Raw genomic sequence first — 20,569 nt, forward strand, 5'->3', positions numbered from 1 at the left:
ATTCCCAGACTATTTTCTGGCTGTCTTTCCATATCCGTTCTATTCAAAATGATATTCATCCTGACCTCCAAGTATTGTTTTCCAATCCTGCCTATCCTTTAAAACCCGCAAAACAAATACCTGTTTTTCAGCAATATCAACTGTAAAGAACACATTATATGTACCAAAGGATTTTATTCTGATTTCATATCCACGATATTCAAAACTTACCCCTCGATAACCAAATGGAAAATTAGTCAGTCGCTGTACTTCTTTATCGTATTTATCAAGAAAATTCAGTGCCGCATCTATATTAGCAAATTTTCGCGCAATATATCCTGCCAACCCTGTTACATCTTCTGACGCTTCCCTTGTCACACGTAACCTATATTGCATATTCCTTTAACAACCTTTCGCGAATTTGTCTCATTGCTTCTTCATGTGGAATGGTATTCCCCTGTTCCATATCATCAATTCCTTTATCCAATTCACGAAAGAGTTTTTCTTCCTGCTCGCTATATTTTACAGTTTCCTGTGCTAATGGTGCCATAAAATCACCCTATCCTTCCTTATAAAAATCACTATTGGTTTCTTTTATTATACTCTGATATCAGCCAAAAATCCATCATAACTATTGCATAGACTTATCTCCCGCTTCTCTGCTCTGATAAAGATCTGATATCTTCATACTCTGCTTCCTAATATAGTCTGGCTGCAACTCCAAATAACGCATTGTCGTCTCAATACTCGTATGTCCGACATTTGCCTGCACTACCTCTAATGGCACACCTCTTGCCACCGCAATAGATACATACCCATGCCTCATAGCATGTATCCATATGTCCGGACAGTCGTTTCCATCGGCACGTATCTTCTCAACAATCCGATTGATGCTCTGTCTGACCGAACCGACATTTACGGGTTTTCCCTTAGTATTTACAAATAATAAGTTTTCAAACTCACCCTTTATATCTTCTTGTATCGGTTCAACAATAATTTTTCGTAACTCCAACTGGCTTTTTATCGCTTCCTCTGCCTCTGGTACTAAATAGATGTCCCGGATACTTTCCCGCGTCTTAGGTGTTTCTATATAAAACACCCCCTGCGTTGTTTTCTGCAAATTCTTGGTAACATGCAAAACATGGTTATCCCAATCAACATCACAGATCATTAAAGCTAAAGCCTCTCCAACCCTCATTCCTGTATAGAGCAGCAGTTTATATAAATTTGCATATAAACTTTTCCCCGCATACTGTAAAAACTGGTCTCTCTGCTCTTCCGTAAAACTTCTTTGCTGCTTTACCGGCAAGTTACTTGGTGCCTTTACCTTCGGGTATGGATTGTCATCTGCCGAAAGCATACCACGCCTTACAGCTTCATTCAGCAGAGTACGCAGCATTTTTCTAACGTTATTCACTGTACCCTGTTTCATCTTTTTTTCTACAAGATGATTATATACTTTTTGGATATGATACGGCAAAAGATTTTTTAATTTTACCTTTCCAATAAAATCCTTCAAATAATAATCATACAAAAATCTGTACTGCTGCACGGTTGTCGGCTTTAATTCCGGGTGATACTCTCCTACATATAATTCAAAAAGTTCCTCTACCGTAATATTACTTTTCTTTTGTGGGGAAATGTGCATATCTATCTCATATAGCCTTTTCCGCAATCTTTTTTCTGCCTCTGCTTTCGTTTTCCCTGCAAAATAAATTCTTTCACCTTTATACACTTTATCGGCATAGTAAATTTCCTTTTTCCTGTCATAATAAATATTTGCCGGTAATACAGTTTTTCCATCCTTATCAAAAGCCATATTCAAATCCTCCCATGAAAAGAGGCAGAGTTTCCTCCGCCTCTTTCGTAACCTTTAGTAGCTGTTTTCCTCAATATACTCAAGGATTTTTTTCACATTAAATCTTAAAATCCTGCTACCTTCAATATCAATGCGTGCCCCTGCTGCAATGGCAACTTTCATGGCACTTGGTCTGCCTAATTGCAGCAGTTCACATAAACCCTCTACGTTCACAACTACTGGTAATCCTTTTGTCTCTGTTATGCTTGTATCTGTATTCATTCTTTTGTCCTCCTGTTATTTTGAATATAATTGTATTCCGCAGAAAGCTGACTGTGGGTTCATTCCGCTTTCACGACGCATCTTCCTGTGAACTAACCCCAACTGGTCTTCAAGATACCGCTTAAACTCATTCTGCTTAACATATGTTTCACCTTGTTCTATGCAAAAATTTATGTACTCTCGATACAAGTCTTCCATTAGTTCACCTTTGTTTTCTTCTGAAACCAAACAACAGTTTTGTATAAAATCATTTATCGTATCAATCTCTAATCCTCTCCACGCTCTGACTCGCTTCTCAATCTCCGGTGTTGTTGGAAACTGATAATGCCTTTTCATAAGTTTTCGAGCATACTTTAATGCATTTGATACAACTGCGTCTTTTTCATCCAGCAATTCTCTCAGCAAATTTTCATTCTGATTTTCCCTGCTTACCGAATAATCAAATGGTAAAAATACCAAACGTTCCCAAAAAGCATCATCATCCTGTGTCAACTGAATTGGATGGTTAGAGGCAAATATGAATTTTGCCCGATTCTGATATTTAAACTGTTTCCGGTACTTTTCGTTCACGGTAATCAGATCTCCACCTGTCAACATTTTTAGTTTTGAGGCTGCTGCCACACTCACTTTAGAGTGTGGCAAATCAAGTGATATATTCACTGTTTTTCCGACCAACTGTCCAAGTGAAAATTCCCCATTCATATCGGAAAGTGCAATTGCACTGACACAACTTGAGTCAAACAATTTCTGAATAAAATGCCCGAAAAGACTTTTTCCACTATTGGATGCCTGCCCCATTACAAAAAATGCTTTAGCATCCATTGACTGTGTAAGAATATATCCCAACACCATCCACATCCGTTCTATCAGCGTCTTATCTCCCTTTGTAACTTCGTCCAAAAATTTATCAAACGTTGGACATTTTTCATCTTCAACATAGGAAGCATTCACATAGGAAAACGAAATGATCTCGGATGTATGTTTTTTTAATTCTTTTTCACGCAAATCATAAATACCATTTTTCAGTACCACAAAATTGGATATATTTTCTTCATCTGGTTTGACTCTGATTTTAGAATCAGTAAGCAAATAATCGTACACATCAGAAAATAGCTTCAAAGTTTTTGCTCCATGCAATTCATCATCTACATTTTTCCGATAAAGTTCTATCAATCCCTCATTGTCTATAATCTGATAACAACGACCGTTGAAATAGTACAATGCCTTATCTAATGAAATGAGCCTTACACTTTTCTGTAATCGCTTTGCACATGCACTCATGGAAAGTGCTTCCCGCTGTGTACTTTTGGCATTATCAACCATTGGATTAACCAAAACGCTTCCTTTCAAGTGCTGAGAATTAGCAATTTCTGGTGCCGAATTAATATCTCTTCGAACTTCGTCTGTTTTTTGAACAGCATTTTTATAACGATATCCAACAACTTCGCTTATACGTTTTTTTTCCTCAAGTTCAATTTTTTTGCGACGGGTATCAGATTCCTCGCTTATTTCGGTTCTTTCGGCAGCAATGTCTAATATCTGTCTCATATATCTTTTATTATAGTTCGGTTGCATTACCTGCTTCCTCCTTGTTTTTTTCTACTTCCATCTGACTCTGAAGCGAAGTTTCAATCTGCCCGAGTATCCATTGCATCGCCTTATTATCTTCATTTTGTATAGCGTTTATCATCTTTATTTCTTCACTCTTACTTGATGCCGCTATTAATGTAATTTCATTTTGAACCTGATAAAAAATAAGTACATTAATTTCTTCCCCCTCTGTATCCCCTAGACCAAAATTATAAATCCTTGCATCACTGCTATTTATATATAGCATCATTTTCTTCTGTTTTTTTATAACAAATGCCATTTCTGCTATATTTTCCTTATTTTCTCCTTCCTTCCACTGATAGCAGAAAAACAGTTTTCCATCTTTCCACGCTATAACAATCAATGATGTTACTTTTTGTACATAATCCTCGTTTTTGCATATGTAATCGTTGTCCTTAACTAAAACTACCTCATATCCTCCCTTTCCTTTTACAGCATTTGTAATCCAGGTGTTAAATTTTTCTTCTGATTGTTTCATAGTGCTTTGCTCCTCTCTGATAAAGAAAGAATACACTAACTGTACGACCAATAGCACGGGTGCAAAACTAAACATTTTTCTCTTTTTTGTACCCTCAACTAATTTATTTTCTCATTGTTACTTTCACCAAGAGACATCAGTAACTGTAACTGGCTTTTTTTATATTCATCTAATTTCAATGCATTTCCACATAAACTACCATTACACTCATCAATCAAGCGTCCTGCCTCTTCAAAAAAGAGCGCATTATTTTTATCATCTGTTGATAATCTCTTAATTTTCTCCACCATATCTTCAAAGCTTTGAAGTTTTTCCATAAATTTCAAGTAAGGTACGCTGAATTTACACTGAATTATTCTTTTCACATCGGTGTCTTTTATTGACATATTTTCATTTTCCTTTAATCCCTTAAGTCCCTCTTCTACATTATCCCAAAAATATCCATCCGTATTCTTTACTACCCCCTCTTTTTTCTTCCAAGTTACTTCTCTATTTTCGTATGTATTCAATAAATAATTAAAAAACTCTATATTATGTAGAGATAATTTATAATTTTTCTCTTTTTTCAGCTTTTCTATATTTTCTTCTCCCAAAATTATTTTTAACAACATCATTAATTCACGTCGTTTATTTCGTATATACGTGTCAATATTCTGCTGACTCTCCACCTCTAGTTCAACTTGCACTTGAATTATATTTAATATCTTTCTTAAAGCATTCACAATATCTTGTTCCTTTTCCTCCTCTGACACTTCCTGTATCGCTTTATCAATTATATCATCAGCCTCAGTAACAGGTATTTCTTGAAGGTTATAGCCAATTTGCTCTTCACATTTTAATTCTATTCTATTTTGATTTTCTTTTACTATAATCGTATCTAAATGGTTAAGCATTTTCATTAAATATCTTATACGTAACATATCATCCATGGTAAATATCATTTCTTTTAATTTCTTTTTATCATCAAATATTTCTTCCAACCCATATACTTTACTGATTTTCCATCCTTTCAGTGTATCGTTCCACTGTTCCATACCAATGCTCACCTTTTTCTACAACCTATAATAAATATTATGGTTTACCTTTCTTTTATTTTTATATATTAAAGAATATCACTAGTCTGGAACATTGGAACATCTATTTTTACATTTATAAAGATTTAATCAGCTTATAAAAACTGCTCTTCTTCATCCCTGTTAATCTCATAGCCTCCACTGCTGTTATCTCCCCTGCCTTCCATCTGTGAATAACCTCTTTCCAGTTATCCGGCTGTTTTATACGCGGTCTGCCATATTTATCCCATTCACCTCTTGCCTTCATCTGTTCAATCCCTTCACGCTGTCTCTTTTCTTTTTTCTCAACCTCTGCCTGCGCCATAGCCGCATATAGTTCAATCAGCATATGATTGACCGTTTCCAATATCATTTTCGCCATAGCATTGTCCATTTTAGACAAATCCTGCAACGTTGTAGGTATCTCCAAGATCATTACCCGTATACCTCGATTTGCCAACATCCGCAGTTCTTCTACTGTATCCTTTTTATTTCTCCCCAACCGGTCTACCTCGGTGATTATCAACGTATCTCCTTCACGTAAAATATCATCCCTTAGTACCGTGTACCGGGGTCTGCTAAAATTCTTTCCTGTCTGTTGATCTGTATATATTTTTTCCAGTTTATAATGGTTATCTTTGCAAAACTCCGTTATCTCATTAATTCCTCTATCTAAATGCTGTTCCTTTGTTGATGTCCTATGATATCCATATGTTGCCATAATTTTTCCTCCTGACCTTGCATTGTGGCAGTTAATTTTTTACGATGATTCAGTTTCTCTTTCTTCCATAGTTCAAGCGCAGTCCTTGCTTTGCGCTTGAACTGAATTAGCGTTAAAAAATTTACTGTTACAATTATAGTGATTCACTGTCCATAAATTTCTGCATACAAAAAGAACGTCCACAAATCCTATTTGTATAGAATTTCGAACGCTCTTTGTACTCTTTTTTGGTGTCTGCAAATGTATACTTTTATAAACCCGTATTGCTAAGTTCTATCCTTATGATATTCACAATCAGGACTTCTCTTGTTATTCATTCCAAACGCCTGCTATTCTAGGTAGCACATCTAATCTGCTACATCGAACAATTTCGTTTCTATCCTTATAATAATACTCAACCGGCTCTATGCCTTTCAATAAATCCTGCACCTTACTTTTACTTTTTACTGGCGTTGCCTGTAGATAGAAACACAATTTTTCCATTTGTTTCATTTCTGCTTGTGTAAATACCTTACCACATCCCCGGCAAACATATCTGTTATCGTTATCCTTTTCAGTCATGGCATATATCCGCACTCCAAGTGCCATATCTCCACTCCATCCAAAATGATAGCATATTCTTTTCTTGTGCTTAGAGTATTGAATTCCTGCTTTCGATAACTTTTTTTCCCGGCACTGTTCCTCCTCTTTCTTTCGTTTTCTTGCTTTTCTGCTTAATCTTTTCATTCTATTACTCCTTATAAATGCAGAAACTCCAAGACAATATCATTTCCAGTAACGCATAACACGATGGTTCCGATTATAAACACCAGCCAAAGAACAACCATCAGTCCTGTAACAAAATCTGATTGTCGGTTAAATTTTTCTGCCTTAGCAAAATCCACCTGTGCCTTTTTTGAATTATAATATTTTTTCCCACTTCGATAATGGTCTCTCACATCACTGACACCTTTAAGAGTATTATTTGCTGTGCTAACTGCTTCGTTCGTTGTATCAAGTATATTATTTGCAGATGTAATTATTTCTTTTAATCCCATGAGCCTTCAACCTACTTTCCCAAAACTCTGAATCGCAAATACATAATACCGACACATACTGCTGCTAATATCAGATTGCTCATAATAGCAAGCGATAAATCTGCCTTAAAACATTTTTTTGCTTCTTCAAGCCGATTTACTCCATAATTTAAGTCCATCAAACCTACTGTTAACTGTCTTAAATCATCCAGTTTTCCCATCTTTTTTACCTCTAAATTTTTGATTCAAATTGGGAACACGATTGAAATCCCTTTTTTAGAACTTTCTTTACCCTGCACATGCACTTCATTTCCATGTCATATTCCCATGTAATTGTCCCACATGGTTTAATTGCAGAATTTGCCGGGTCGTACCAGTTCTTGCAGAATGCACACTTCTTTGAAGTGATATTATTTGCTCTGGCTTTCGCTTTCATCTATTAATACTCCCGTTGCTTTTTGTATGTATGCGGTTTTTGATTGTTTTTACTGCAAAAACCACCTGCTGGCTTTCCTAAGTTCTTCGCTCTGCTCACGGTATTACCACAATGCGAACAACGCCATTCTACATATTTAACTGATGCACTCATCTCTTTTACCTCCGCCATATTACTTTACTAAATTTTCAAAAACTCTCTCACGCGCCGTTCCGAATACTCAAACTCACGCGCTAATTCACGGATATTCTCTCCGTTGTAGTTTTCTTTCACATAAGCAGCAACATAATCTGTGTTATACAACCGCTGTGGAAATGTTATCTGCTGCCCGCGAAATTTCTTATATAGTTTTACCGTTTCCTCCTCCCCTATTACACTTGCAATTTCTTCATAAATGGGTACAAAATTTTCTGACTGCAACATATCACCGCCATTTCTCGATATATTTCTTGAGAAGTTACTATAAATTTACATGTTTTTCCTTGAAATATCACTTTGAAATTTTCATTATTTATTTCACACAATCTCAATTTTTCCGCTTTTACAACAATACCGATATACCTGATCTGACAACTTTTCTTCTGGAAGCAATGTACCATTTACCTCTTTTACCATCCATCTTAATTCCTTTATATCTGCATATTGCACCGGAAGAACCAGAACTTCATGAATAGAACTTGGTAATATGTATAAATCCTGCTCAAATACATCCGAACTATCTCTTAGTTCTGAAATAAAAACCATAGATGCCGCTCCATTAAGTTTTGCCCGATTGGTAACAACATACAATGGTGCCATATCTTCCCCTTCATCCAGTGGTATATCTAACATACTTTCTTCTAAAAGCTCTGCTATCACACATTTTATGTTTTCTACCATCACTGGTGTTAATTTTCGATAATTCCGACAGGCACACTCATATAAATCCCGCTCCTGTACTTCCCAGATTTTCATATGAAAATAATTAATCAACACTGTCGCACTTTCTTTTTGTCCGGTTTCCATTACATACTGATATACAATCGCCATATCTAAAAACTTCCTATGCGGCAACCGCTCTAACAGTTTCTTATTTTCTTCGTAATTTATGAGTTTTAACGTGATTTTCCCTTGTGCCACACTCCAATCTTTAAAAAATGACATATCCACCATACCTGAAATACAATTTTTCTGATACACTGCTTCTATTTCCTTTACAATATCATCAAATTCCCGTCCACTCTGGTATGACTCGTAATAATATTCCAAGTATATGACCGGACATACATTGCTTTCATTTCCCTGTATCGACAAACCAATGCGCTCTATCCCATTATTTTTCAATACCGGACTTATTATGACTGCTGCATTTCCTGCAAATTTTTCTTCCAAAATCTTTTTTATTCGTTTCTGAAATTCCTGATAACTCATGTCTTTTCCTCCATAAAAATCTAATATACATAATCAAAAAGCATTTATTCCACGCCCATCTTTTCAGCTTCATCAAAATCATTTTCAAAGTAATTACTTATCATCTCCCTTTTTCCAACAAAAATAAGGCATAGCTTTCACACTATGCCCGTTTACCTGTTACTGCTCTTACTCATCTTCAAATTCGCGCCGAAACATTAGCCATAAATTGTATGACGTGATAATAACGATATTTATAATTTTTAAAGCCTTTTTCTTTTTATCACACATTCTCTGCCTCCTTCCATCTGGATAATATATAAACGCACTTACATACTTTACGTTTTGTCCGCAAAACACCTATTTAATACAATTTCATCCAATATAGACCACTATTTGAAAAAAGGAGACAACAGAAAATGTTTAAAAATGAACCCGATTTACTAACACGTAAGCAGTGCCAAGATCTGTTACACATCAGCAAATCAAAAATGTTAGATTTGATTCACAAAGATTTAATTCCTGCACATATCATCGCAGGGAGTTTCCGAATTGAAAAAGCCGATTTAATTGATTTTGTTCAAAATTCCCGTTACTGGAAATAAGAATTAAAAAAACTCCCAGAAAATTCCCAGACACTTCTTTTTTTCAGTTTCATACAAGCGGATTTTTCTAATTTTTTATACGCAATAAAATCCTCTCAACCATTGATTTTCCTAATAAGACAGCAAAAACCCCGAAGTCACATTCGGGGTTTTCACTGTTGATGTATATACTAACTAAGGGGATTAGATTTCACCAATCTAATCAAATTAGATTAGTGCATATTAATGTAACTCTCTCGATACAAAATCCGGATAACCTGACTCTAATCCATGTTCTGTAGAATCAAGTCCTTCGATTTCTTCCTGTGCAGAAACACGAAGACCGATTGTTTTCTTTAAGACTGTAAATACGATTCCCATCGTAACGATCGTCCATCCTGCAATGCAAAGGATACCAAGTAACTGGATCAGAAGATGATGGACACCACCACCGTAGAACAGACCATCTTTATAATCAAAAAGTCCTACTGCGATCGTTCCCCAGATACCATTGCAGCCATGAACTGCAACTGCACCAACCGGGTCATCTACTTTTAGTTTATCCTCAACAAAGTATACTGCTACACAGACAAGCACACCTGCTACTGCGCCGATGATGAAAGAACCGATAACATCTACATTTGCACAGCCGGCAGTAACTGCTACAAGACCTGCAAGAGATCCGTTTAATGACATGGAAACATCCGGTTTGCCATTTCTGATCCATGTATAAAGCATTGCGGTACAGGTTGCCACTGCAGGAGCAACTGTCGTTGTTGCAAAAATCTGTGATAACTGCATGGTGTCTGTTGCTGCTGCGCCGTTAAATCCATACCATCCAAACCAGAGAATGAATACGCCAAGTGCACCGATCAAAATATTATGTCCAAGAATTGGTCTTGGTTTTCCGTTTTTGTCATATTTTCCGATACGAGGTCCTAACATTGCTGCACCGATGAAAGCTGTGATACCACCTACCATATGGATACATGCAGAACCTGCAAAATCTGTAAATCCAAGATCAGTAAGCCATGGTGTTCCGCCCCATACCCAGTGAGCTTCGATCGGGTAAACACATAAGCTGATGATAAAACTGTAAATACAATATGTAATAAATTTGGTACGCTCTGCCATTGCGCCGGAAACGATCGTTGCTGCTGTTGCGCAGAATACCAGGTTAAATACAAATCCCGACCAGTCAGTCTCTCCAAAATGAGCAAATGGATTTAATCCCCAGCCAAAAAACTTACCATCACCACATAAGAGGTTATAACCCAACAGATAAAAAGCAACTGTGCCGATACAAAAATCCATCAGGTTCTTCATCGTAATATTACCAACATTCTTTGATCTGGTAAAACCAGCCTCAACCATAGCAAATCCGCATTGCATAAAAAAAACTAACGCTGCACCCATAAGGTACCATACACTCATATCCATAATCAAATCCTCCTTGTTTTCCGAAGAAATAAAAAAAGATAATCACGACACCAATCCACACTTGTGTCACAATTATCTCCTTTGATAATAATTTCTTCCTGATTCAATTTTTTTCATAATATTTTATTCCTGATCCGTTCCCTGATTTTGCAGATGACTCCTCATTTCATCCACAAAGCCTCTTACAGTGCGTCTACACCACGCTCACCTGTTCTGATACGGATCGCATCTTCTACCTCATACATAAAAATTTTACCATCACCGATATGACCAGTATTGATCTGTTCAACGATCTTGTCGATCAGCTTTGGAGCAACCTCATCTGCCACGACTGTCTCCACTTTTATTTTCGGTAACAGATTGACTGCATACTCTGCACCACGGTAATTTTTGATAATACCTTTCTGATTACCGTAACCCATGCTGTTTACAATATTAAGACCATTTACTTCTTCACTGTCAAGCAAAGCCTTAAGATCCTCTAATTTCTCAGGTTTGATAATAATCTCTAACTTCTTCATCCCAATCCTCCTTGTTTTGCGGAGCAAAATGCGACTGCCTTTGCAGGAGCAGAGGATTTTCCTCCTTGTTTTCCGAAGGAAAATGCGAGCCCATTGGCGAGCAGAGGATTTTCCTCCTTGTTTTTCGAAGAAAAATGCAATTTTACCATGTAAAATTTGCCCTCTGGTGAGCAGAGGTTTTTTCTCCTTGTTTTGCAGATTTCTGCGGTAGTGGCAGCGATTTTTCTACTGCCACTTCCACACAAAATCCAATTTTCACATATCTATCGTTATTTACAGGTAACCTTATACCTCGAATAACAGATCACCATAAGATGGCATTGGCCACATGGATTTGTCTACTAACATCTCAAGTTTATCAATCGGTGCTCTTAACTCATCCATTGCTGTCTTAACTTCATCTCTATAGTATACAGCCTGATCTCTGCCTTCTTCCATCTCTGCAGCTTTTTCCGTTACTACCTGTAATTTTGCCAGTGCCTTCTTGGAATCAGCCAGTAAAGAGGAAACCTGTGTCAGGATCTCTGTCTGTGCGCTGATATCTGCACCACATGCTGCTTTTACGGAAGTAATAGACTCAGCAAGTACGGTTGTGTATTTGATAACAGCCGGAATGATCTGCTTGGTTGCGATATCAATTGCAGCTCTTGCCTCGATGTTAATCTCTTTTGAGTATGTCTCATACTCGATTTCAACACGGGAGTCTAACTCTGCCTTTGTAAATACTTTGAATTTTTCAAATAATTTCACAGATTTCTCTGTATTTAATGCAGGGATCGCATCTACCATGGAACGGATATTTGGAAGTCCGCGTCTCTCAGCTTCTGCTACCCACTCATCGGAATAACCGTTTCCGTTGAATACGATTCTCTGATGCTCTGTTGCATATTCTTTGATCAGATCATGTACTGCCATATCAAAATCATCTGCTTTTTCAAGAACATCACATGCCTCTGAAAATGCCTCTGCAACGATTGTATTTAATACAACGTTCGGCTGAGCGATAGAATCCTGGGAACCTACCATACGGAATTCAAATTTATTACCGGTAAATGCAAACGGTGATGTTCTGTTACGGTCTGTCGCATCTTTCATAAAATCAGGAAGTGTCTTAACACCTGTCTCTAATTTCTGTCCAGCAAGACTGTGTGTAGCTTCGCCTGTGCTGATCAGCTGTGATAATACATCCTGAAGCTGCTCTCCTAAGTATACGGAAACGATTGCTGGCGGTGCCTCGTTTGCTCCTAATCTGTGGTCGTTTCCGACATCTGCTGCGGACTCTCTTAAAAGATCTGCATGTTTGTCAACTGCTTTTAAGATACAGGTAAGTACTAATAAGAACTGTACATTCTCGTGTGGTGTCTTACCTGGCTCTAACAGGTTGATTCCATCATCCGTTGTAATTGACCAGTTGTTATGTTTACCAGAACCATTGACACCTGCAAATGGTTTTTCATGAAGCAGGCACTGTAAGCCATGACGTCCGGCTACTTTCTTTAATGTCTCCATTACCAACTGGTTGTGGTCTACTGCAATGTTAGCCTGTGCGTAGATCGGAGCTAACTCATGCTGTGCAGGTGCAACTTCGTTGTGCTGTGTCTTTGCGCTGACGCCTAATTTCCAGAGTTCTTCGTTTACATCCTTCATGAATGCTGCGATTCTCTCACGAATCGCACCGAAGTAATGATCGTCCATCTCCTGACCTTTTGGAGGCATTGCACCGAATAAAGTACGACCGGTAAAGATAAGGTCTTTTCTCTGTAAATATTTCTGTCTGTCTACGATGAAGTACTCCTGCTCCGGTCCAACAGAAGGAGTAACTCTCTTTGATGTCGTATTACCGAATAATCTTACAAGACGTAATGCCTGCTCATTGATAGCTTCCATAGAACGAAGAAGCGGTGTTTTCTGATCGAGTGCTTCTCCTGTGTAAGAACAGAAAGCTGTTGGGATACAAAGTGTTGCGCCTGCTGCATCCTGTCTTACGAATGCCGGTGAGGTACAATCCCATGCTGTATATCCTCTTGCCTCGAATGTAGCTCTCAAACCACCGGATGGAAAAGAAGATGCATCCGGCTCACCTTTGATCAGCTCTTTACCGGAAAAGCTCATTAATACCTTGCCGTTCTCCATCGGTGCTGTGATGAATGAATCATGTTTCTCTGCTGTTACTCCGGTCAGTGGCTGGAACCAGTGAGTATAATGTGTTGCACCTTTTTCGATTGCCCATTCTTTCATCTCATGTGCAACAACATCTGCTGTTTCAAGGTCTAACTCGCGACCTTCCTGAATTACTTCCTTTAACTTCTTGTAAACTTTCTTTGGCAGGCGTTCCTGCATAACTGCATCATTGAATACGTTCTCGCCAAAAATCTCTGCTACATTTAAGTATCCTGTTTCGCTCATGTTCTACATCCTTTCTTCTTCACCGGTCTAATCCCCTAAGACTATTCCCTGCTTTTTTGAACAAATGTAAGAGATCTTAAACCCTCATTTCTTATTGTACCTTGAAAGTGGATGAATGTCAGTAAGAAATTTCTCCTATATGGCTTTTATAAAAAATTGTGCGACAATTTCTTATAAAAAAAGGGCATTCCAAGCTATTTGGAACGCCCTTGTTCATCTCTCACATTTGTTTTGTTGAATTTAAGATAATACTTTTCTCTCCAAAATGCAAGAGAAAAATTTTACTTTTTTATCTTTTTGCTATATTGAACAATAAATTCATGTAAATTCAGAAATCTTTGTCAAATATAACTTCATTGAAAGTGGACTTCCGTCTGTCTGCCAATATTATTCAGCTTTGCCAACAGAACCGAACAGTTCCATTTTCTCTTTTACAGTAGCTTTGATTGCTTCTGCACCTGGAGCTAATAATTTACGAGGATCAAATCCTTTACCCTCTAAATCTTTACCAGCTTCGATATATTTACGTGTAGCATCTGCGAAAGATAACTGGCACTCTGTGTTAACGTTGATCTTAGCTACTCCAAGGGAGATTGCTTTCTTGATCATGTCTTCCGGAATACCTGTACCTCCGTGAAGTACTAACGGCATCTGACCTGTTAATTTCTGGATAGCATCAAGAGTCTCAAAGCTTAATCCTTTCCAGTTTGCCGGATATTTACCATGAATATTACCGATACCGGCTGCAAGCATGTCCACACCAAGATCTGCAACTCTCTTGCACTCTTCCGGATCAGCGCACTCGCCCATACCTACAACGCCGTCTTCCTCACCACCGATAGAACCAACTTCTGCCTCGATGGACATTCCCATTGCATGAGCAACGGATACGAGCTCTTTTGTTTTCTCAACGTTCTCATCGATTGGATAATGGGAACCGTCGAACATGATGGATGTAAATCCTGCTTTGATACATTTATAGCATCCTTCGTAAGTACCATGATCTAAGTGTAATGCAACAGGAACTGTGATTCCTAACTCATCATGCATAGCTTTTACCATAGCTGCTACAGTACCGAAACCTGTCATATATTTTCCAGCGCCTTCAGAAACGCCTAAGATAACCGGGGATCTTAACTCCTCTGCTGTAAGCAGAACAGATTTTGTCCACTCCAGGTTATTAATGTTGAACTGACCAACTGCATAGTGACCAGCTTTTGCTTTGTCTAACATTTCTTTTGCAGATACTAACATGTCTTATTCCTCCATAAAATTAATATTTTTACCCTATGGGTATTATATATTACTTCTTTCAAAAAATAAAGTTAAATTTATAACAATCTTAATCATTTGTTTCCCGGAACCATAATATCAACAGCACGGCAGATATTTTTTACGACAACTTCTTCGTGTGCCCCGCCAAATTCGCCGTCTAACGTCCACGGAACTTCCTCTCTTACAAGGAACTTTACTTCATTAGATTTAAATGAATAAATCATATCTGTGTCATCCACAAGATTGATCAGAGATGCGATAATTTCGTTGAGTTCAATCGGATTGCGTGGTTTTTTGATCAGGGTAACCTCAAACACGCCATCGTCTAAGCGCACATCTTTTCCGGTCATTCCCTTAAATCCACCCACCGATGTGGAATTGCTGATCATTCCATAGATAAATTCATCCTGGATACGCACATTATTATACTCAACCTGCATGGTAAACGATGGGATATCATGCAGACTGCGCATTCCTTCCAGAATATATGCTGCATGTCCAAGTACATTTTTCCATTCCTGGCTTGTCTTATAAGAGACCTCCGTAAAAAGTCCGAAAGCTGCCACATAGACAAAATAATCATTGTTAAATGCACCGATATCACACGGAAATGCTCTTCCATTCACTGCTGCATCTGCTGCCTTTACCATATCCTTTGGAATTCCAAGTGAAGTTGCAAAATCATTGGTGCTTCCCGCCGGAATATATCCTAACGGTACAGCAAGTCCTTTATGCATGATACCACTTACCACTTCATCAAGCGTACCGTCTCCTCCGCTGCATACAACAAGATCATATTTTTCTGCATCTGTTTCCACTTTATGTATCGCATCTTCCGGTGCCTGTGTCGGATAAATTGTTACCTCATACCCTGCCTTCACCATGGTATCCACGATATCCATAAGCTGGTTTTTAATCTGCGCTTTTCCAGAAAATGGATTGAAAATAAATAATAGTGTTTTCTTTTCTTCCATAAGTTTCCTACACCTGTCCTGTTATTTTGTCAGAAATTCCTCGATTGCTGCGATTGCTTCCTGTTCATCCTCGCCCTCAGCATCGATCACAACTTCTTCACCATTTAAAAGAGCCATGTTCATCATTCCCATAATGCTTTTGACATTCACTCTCTTGTTGTCAGCAGATTCCATATAGATCCGGCTTGAAAACTGATTTGCCTTCTGCACTAAAAGTGCGATCGGTCTTGCTTCCATGTCGTTTTGCATATTTACCACTACACTCTTTTTCATGATATCCTCCATTCCTGTTTGCTCTGTTCTCAATTCTAAGAGCATGTCAAGTTCGTATGTGAAAATATTATTTTTCACACGGTTCTTTCCCACGCAGTTCATCTGCGATCTCACTGATTCTGCGCAGTCTGTGGTTCACTCCTGATTTTCCGACAGGCGGATCAAGGTAAGTTCCCAGTTCCTTAAGTGGTGTATCCGGGTACTCTAACCGCAGCAATGCCATTTCTTTTAAGTTTTCCGGCAGACTGTCTAAACCTGCATTCTGCTTAATATATTCAATATCGCCAAGCTGTTTTACTGCTGCTGTAACAGTTTTGCTGATATTTGCCGTCTCACAATTTACCTTGCGGTTAACGGAGTTTCTCATTTCTTTTAATATCCGCACATTCTCAAGATTCATCAATGCCACATGCGCTTCCATAATATTTAACATATCCACGATCTGCGCACCCTCTTTTAAATATACGACCTGATGTTTTTTTCGCACCACGATCTTTGCTTCCATATCAAAACTGTTGATCGTATCCTGAAGCTGTTTTGCCTGTTCGATACCTCTGCAGACAATTTCAAAATGGTAAGATTTATTCGGATCACTGATCGATCCACCCGCTAAAAATGCTCCCCGGATAAATGCCCGCCTGCAGCAGGTCTGCTGCAGCAAAATTCCATTTACCGTATCAGTGATCTGTGCCCCTCCAAAAGACTGGTTCCACATTTTGATCGTCTCAAGGACACGTTCGGCTGACAGTGTATCTATTTCCTCTATATTAATCTGGAACAACTGAGTCAGTAACAGTCCATATTTTTCCTGCAAAAGCGGATTTTCCGAATCTAACACATCACCTGCATCCCCGATCAGCCGCTGACGTTTTCCTTCAAAAGCAACCAGCGCTGCAAGTTCTGCGATCTGGCAATGTCTGCTCTTTCCACTCTGCTTTGCCAGCTCCTGTTTCACTTCACTTGAAAAAGACATTCTTTATTTTCCCCTTAAAGCATCTTTGCCAATATCCCGATGCTCGATTTTAAGTCCATAACCTTTTCTTCCCGACAAACGTTTGTATAATTCATTCGCCAGTGCAACAGACCGGTGTTTTCCCCCGGTACATCCGATGGAGATCACAAGCTGGTTCTTGCCCTCCGTAATGTAATTCGGGATCAGAAATTCCAGCATATCTTCAAGTTTGTCAAGAAAGACATTTGCTTCCTGAAACTGCATGACATAATCCTGAATTTCTTTATCATTTCCGGTCTTTGCCCGCAATCCCTCCACATAATATGGGTTTGGGAGAAAACGGACATCAAATACCAGATCGGAATCGACCGGTATTCCATATTTGAATCCAAACGACAGAATCGTGATAAATAAATTCTTATAATCCTGATTCTGTATAAATATTTTGTCCAACTCGGCTTTTAACTCTCTCGTCAAAAGCTGGCTTGTATCTATAATATAATCTGCACGCTCTTTTAAAAACGCCAGACGCTTTCTTTCCTCTTCAATTCCCTTATCCACACGCTCGCCGCCGGATAACGGATGGTTTCTTCTCGTTTCCTTATATCGTTTTACCAGAACAGAATCTTCGGCATCCAAAAACAGGATCTCATATTCAACGCCATTATCTTTCATCCGGTCTAACACACTATGCAGCTCATCAAATGACTGACCGCTTCTGATATCAATGCCGACTGCAACTTTCTGCAGTTCCGCGCTCTGTAATGTTGTAAGTTCTACAAACTTTTCCAGTAGCGGAATAGGAAGATTATCAACGCAATAAAACCCTATATCTTCCATCATCTTTATCGCTGTACTTTTTCCTGCTCCCGACATTCCTGTTAAAATTACGAACTTCATCTTATTCTCCATTCTTGCGCTGCTTTTTGCGCATCTCAAGTTTGTGCGTAAGCACAAATCTTGCGTGTGAAAAATCTTATTTTTCACACTATTCTCCATTCCAGAGCGTTTTCCGCGCATCTAAAGCCTGTTTAAAATTCACCGGTTATCTTGACTTCCGGTTCTAACCTGACGTCAAACTTTTCTTCTACAATATCTGAAACATTCTGCATCAGGGTCCTTACATCCGCTGCCGTAGCATTTCCCCGGTTGATGACAAATCCACAGTGTTTTTCTGACACCTGCGCATCTCCCACCTGATAACCTCTTAATCCTGCATCCATGATGAGTTTTCCCGCAAAATATCCTTCCGGTCTTTTAAAAGTACTTCCTGCACTTGGAAACTCAAGCGGCTGTTTTTCCACCCTCTGTTTCTTTAACTCATCCATGCGGGCACGGATCTTTTTTTCCTCTCCATGCAAAAGTTTCATCTTTGCTTCTGTTACAATATAACCTTTTTTTAAAATACAGCTTGTCCGGTAGCCAAGTTCAAGTTCTTCTACCGTAAGTTTTTTCTCATTGCCATCTTTATCTAAGACGGTCACAGCGGTTAAGATATCCTTCATCTCACCGCCGTAAGCGCCCGCATTCATGACAACAGCACCACCGATGCTGCCCGGAATCCCGGCTGCAAATTCCATGCCGGTCAGACCATGCTCTGCCGCACAGTTTGCTGTCTTTGACAACAACATTCCTGCTCCCACAGTGATGCAGTCATCTTCCACACAAATCTCATCTTTTTTTGACAGCATCTCGATCACAGCACCTCTGATTCCACGGTCGCCCACTAAAAGATTGCTTCCATTTCCGATGACCTGATACGGGATATCATACTCTCTGCACAGACGGATAACGGATGCCAGTTCTGCTCTCTTAGGCTGTATTAAAACATCTGCCGGACCACCCACACGGAATGTCGTATGTTTTTTCATCGGTTCATCCGTAAATATTCTGTTTTCTGCTGTGACTGCTTTAAGTTCTGTCAAAAACTGCTGATTCATGCTTTCCTCAATTCTATGGTTTTACGCTTCTTTTAAGAATGCAACATAACCGTTATATGCTTCATATAAGTCTACTTTGCTGATAAGTTCCCATGGAGCATGCATATTTAATACTGCAACACCACTGTCGATAACACTCATTCCGTAATTTGCCAGAATGTATGCGATCGTTCCGCCGCCGCCCTGGTCTACTTTTCCAAGCTCTGCTGTCTGGAATGATACATTATTGTTATCCATGATATTTCTTAAATATCCGACATACTCTGCATTTGCATCATTTGAACCGGATTTTCCTCTTGCACCGGTATATTTATTAAATACAAGTCCTCTTCCAAAGTATGCTGCATTGCGTTTTGTCATAACAGACGGATAATTCGGATCAAATGCTGCGGACACATCGGATGAAAGTACTTTGGAATTTTTCAGGGCGCGTCTTAATTTTAATTCTGAATAATCCTCTGCTGCATTCATAACCTCTGCAACCGTATTTTCAAAGAAACGTGACTGCATGCCGCTTGCACCGACACTGCCGATCTCCTCTTTATCTACAAGCAGACAGACACTCGTGATCTCCGGTTTTTTCATTGCAAGCATTGCCATAAAGGACGGGTATGCACATACTCTGTCATCATGACCATATCCCATAATGATGCTACGGTCAAAACCGTAATCTCTTGCCTCTCCTGCCGGAACAACCTCGATCTCTGCTGATAAGAAATCTTCTTCCTCTATATCATATTCCTTTGCAAGGATCTTCATGATATTTGCTTTTACTTTTTCTTTTGCAGCTTCCTTGTCATCGCCTGTTTCCTCTGCAGGAATACTTCCAATGATAAGATCAAGGTTCTCTCCCTCGATCACCTTTGCAGCCTTTTTCTCAAGCTGCTCTCCTGATAAGTGAATTAAAAGATCGCTGACGCCAAATACCGGGTCACCAGGTTTATCTCCGACATTGACTTTCACAACAGTTCCGTCTTTTTTGACGATCACGCCGTGCAATGCAAGTGGAAGTGTTACCCACTGGTATTTTTTGATACCTCCATAATAATGGGTATCTAACATTGCAAAATCTGTATCCTCATATAACGGGTCCTGTTTTAAATCCATACGTGGGGAATCGATATGTGCTCCGAGAATGTTCATTCCTTCTTCCATGCTCTTCTTTCCGATCACAAACATGGCGATTCCTTTTCCCATGTTGTTTGCATACACACGGTCTCCGGCTTTTAATTTTGTTCCTTTTTCCAATACTTTATCCAGATTTACAAATCCAGCTTCCTCAGCTCTTTTTGCAAACTCTGTGGTACACTCACGCTCTGTTTTGCATTCCGAAATAAACTTTCTGTAATCTTCTGCAAACTGAAATACCTCTTTTCTTTTTTTGCCTTCCGGGTATTTCTCCCATGCGTTTTTTCTTTCCATGACTGATTATGCCTCCATTT

Annotated in this window: 24 protein-coding genes; 1 reads left to right on the plus strand and 23 read right to left on the minus strand. The window is 38.8% G+C overall.

Annotation, left to right across the window (positions count from 1 at the left end):
* Positions 1-39: 39 nt before the first annotated feature.
* From H8S51_RS16395 to H8S51_RS16455, 13 genes are all read right to left on the minus strand, one after another.
* The gene (locus H8S51_RS16395) at positions 40-375 is read right to left on the minus strand and encodes a type II toxin-antitoxin system RelE/ParE family toxin (RefSeq protein WP_186900186.1); all 336 of its coding nucleotides are present in this window, start codon (positions 373-375) and stop codon (positions 40-42) included.
* Positions 365-529 (minus strand): hypothetical protein, encoded by a 165-nt coding sequence (locus H8S51_RS16400; RefSeq protein ID WP_015521401.1) that lies wholly within the window; start codon positions 527-529, stop codon positions 365-367. The genes H8S51_RS16395 and H8S51_RS16400 overlap by 11 nt, the downstream gene beginning before the upstream one ends.
* An 81-nt stretch (positions 530-610) precedes the next feature.
* A complete protein-coding gene (locus H8S51_RS16405; protein ID WP_207724059.1) occupies positions 611-1,798 on the minus strand; it encodes a tyrosine-type recombinase/integrase in 1,188 nt (395 codons plus the stop codon).
* 54 nt (positions 1,799-1,852) lie between these two features.
* Positions 1,853-2,059 (minus strand): hypothetical protein, encoded by a 207-nt coding sequence (locus H8S51_RS16410; RefSeq protein ID WP_186900187.1) that lies wholly within the window; start codon positions 2,057-2,059, stop codon positions 1,853-1,855.
* 15 nt (positions 2,060-2,074) lie between these two features.
* Positions 2,075-3,634: a DNA primase family protein gene (locus H8S51_RS16415; protein WP_186900188.1), complete on the minus strand. Its 1,560-nt coding sequence runs from the start codon at positions 3,632-3,634 to the stop codon at positions 2,075-2,077.
* Complete coding sequence (locus H8S51_RS16420; RefSeq protein WP_186900189.1) at positions 3,618-4,148, minus strand: hypothetical protein; 531 nt, start codon at positions 4,146-4,148, stop codon at positions 3,618-3,620. Before H8S51_RS16420 ends, H8S51_RS16415 begins: the two co-directional genes overlap by 17 nt.
* Before the next feature lie 98 nt (positions 4,149-4,246).
* The gene (locus H8S51_RS16425; protein WP_186900190.1) at positions 4,247-5,182 is read right to left on the minus strand and encodes a hypothetical protein; all 936 of its coding nucleotides are present in this window, start codon (positions 5,180-5,182) and stop codon (positions 4,247-4,249) included.
* A gap of 115 nt (positions 5,183-5,297) precedes the next feature.
* Positions 5,298-5,921: a recombinase family protein gene (locus tag H8S51_RS16430; RefSeq protein WP_186900191.1), complete on the minus strand. Its 624-nt coding sequence runs from the start codon at positions 5,919-5,921 to the stop codon at positions 5,298-5,300.
* Positions 5,922-6,230: 309 nt separating this feature from the next.
* On the minus strand, positions 6,231-6,647 hold the full coding sequence (locus H8S51_RS16435; protein ID WP_186900192.1) for a hypothetical protein: 417 nt from the start codon (positions 6,645-6,647) through the stop codon (positions 6,231-6,233).
* 11 nt (positions 6,648-6,658) lie between these two features.
* On the minus strand, positions 6,659-6,958 hold the full coding sequence (locus tag H8S51_RS16440) for a hypothetical protein (RefSeq protein ID WP_186900193.1): 300 nt from the start codon (positions 6,956-6,958) through the stop codon (positions 6,659-6,661).
* Between the two features lie 11 nt (positions 6,959-6,969).
* Positions 6,970-7,158, minus strand: coding sequence for a hypothetical protein (locus tag H8S51_RS16445; RefSeq protein WP_186900194.1), 189 nt, complete (start codon positions 7,156-7,158; stop codon positions 6,970-6,972).
* Between the two features lie 395 nt (positions 7,159-7,553).
* On the minus strand, positions 7,554-7,796 hold the full coding sequence (locus H8S51_RS16450) for a Mor transcription activator family protein (RefSeq protein ID WP_015521410.1): 243 nt from the start codon (positions 7,794-7,796) through the stop codon (positions 7,554-7,556).
* 93 nt (positions 7,797-7,889) lie between these two features.
* Positions 7,890-8,783 carry a DUF5688 family protein gene (locus H8S51_RS16455; protein WP_015521411.1) on the minus strand — a complete coding sequence of 298 codons (894 nt, stop codon included), beginning with the start codon at positions 8,781-8,783 and terminating at the stop codon, positions 7,890-7,892.
* A 398-nt stretch (positions 8,784-9,181) separates the two neighbouring features.
* Here H8S51_RS16455 and H8S51_RS16460 point away from each other — a divergent pair, with 398 nt between their 5' ends.
* A complete protein-coding gene (locus H8S51_RS16460; RefSeq protein WP_006855222.1) occupies positions 9,182-9,367 on the plus strand; it encodes a helix-turn-helix domain-containing protein in 186 nt (61 codons plus the stop codon).
* Positions 9,368-9,589: 222 nt separating this feature from the next.
* Here the strand turns inward: H8S51_RS16460 and H8S51_RS16465 are convergent, their stop codons facing one another.
* The 10 genes from H8S51_RS16465 to H8S51_RS16510 form a co-directional block, all read right to left on the minus strand.
* Positions 9,590-10,786 (minus strand): ammonium transporter, encoded by a 1,197-nt coding sequence (locus H8S51_RS16465; protein ID WP_118209816.1) that lies wholly within the window; start codon positions 10,784-10,786, stop codon positions 9,590-9,592.
* A gap of 182 nt (positions 10,787-10,968) precedes the next feature.
* Complete coding sequence (locus tag H8S51_RS16470; RefSeq protein WP_117921112.1) at positions 10,969-11,307, minus strand: P-II family nitrogen regulator; 339 nt, start codon at positions 11,305-11,307, stop codon at positions 10,969-10,971.
* Between the two features lie 285 nt (positions 11,308-11,592).
* Positions 11,593-13,713 carry a glutamine synthetase III family protein gene (locus H8S51_RS16475; RefSeq protein ID WP_186900195.1) on the minus strand — a complete coding sequence of 707 codons (2,121 nt, stop codon included), beginning with the start codon at positions 13,711-13,713 and terminating at the stop codon, positions 11,593-11,595.
* Positions 13,714-14,100: 387 nt separating this feature from the next.
* Complete coding sequence (fba, locus tag H8S51_RS16480) at positions 14,101-14,967, minus strand: class II fructose-1,6-bisphosphate aldolase (protein WP_186900196.1); 867 nt, start codon at positions 14,965-14,967, stop codon at positions 14,101-14,103.
* Between the two features lie 92 nt (positions 14,968-15,059).
* A complete protein-coding gene (locus tag H8S51_RS16485) occupies positions 15,060-15,962 on the minus strand; it encodes a diacylglycerol/lipid kinase family protein (protein ID WP_186900197.1) in 903 nt (300 codons plus the stop codon).
* Positions 15,963-15,983: 21 nt separating this feature from the next.
* Positions 15,984-16,235, minus strand: a complete 252-nt coding sequence (locus H8S51_RS16490; protein ID WP_182384829.1) for an HPr family phosphocarrier protein — start codon at positions 16,233-16,235, stop codon at positions 15,984-15,986.
* Positions 16,236-16,302: 67 nt separating this feature from the next.
* Entirely contained in the window at positions 16,303-17,208 is a 906-nt protein-coding gene (whiA, locus tag H8S51_RS16495; RefSeq protein ID WP_117921116.1) for a DNA-binding protein WhiA, read from the minus strand.
* Positions 17,209-17,211: 3 nt separating this feature from the next.
* Positions 17,212-18,087, minus strand: coding sequence for an RNase adapter RapZ (gene rapZ, locus H8S51_RS16500; RefSeq protein ID WP_186900198.1), 876 nt, complete (start codon positions 18,085-18,087; stop codon positions 17,212-17,214).
* Positions 18,088-18,218: 131 nt separating this feature from the next.
* Complete coding sequence (gene murB, locus H8S51_RS16505) at positions 18,219-19,127, minus strand: UDP-N-acetylmuramate dehydrogenase (protein WP_186900199.1); 909 nt, start codon at positions 19,125-19,127, stop codon at positions 18,219-18,221.
* Positions 19,128-19,148: 21 nt separating this feature from the next.
* Entirely contained in the window at positions 19,149-20,549 is a 1,401-nt protein-coding gene (locus H8S51_RS16510) for an aminopeptidase (protein ID WP_117921119.1), read from the minus strand.
* Positions 20,550-20,569 lie beyond the last annotated feature (20 nt).

Origin of the sequence: Roseburia rectibacter (assembly GCF_014287515.2) — a bacterium.
GTDB classification, from domain to species: domain Bacteria; phylum Bacillota; class Clostridia; order Lachnospirales; family Lachnospiraceae; genus Roseburia; species Roseburia rectibacter.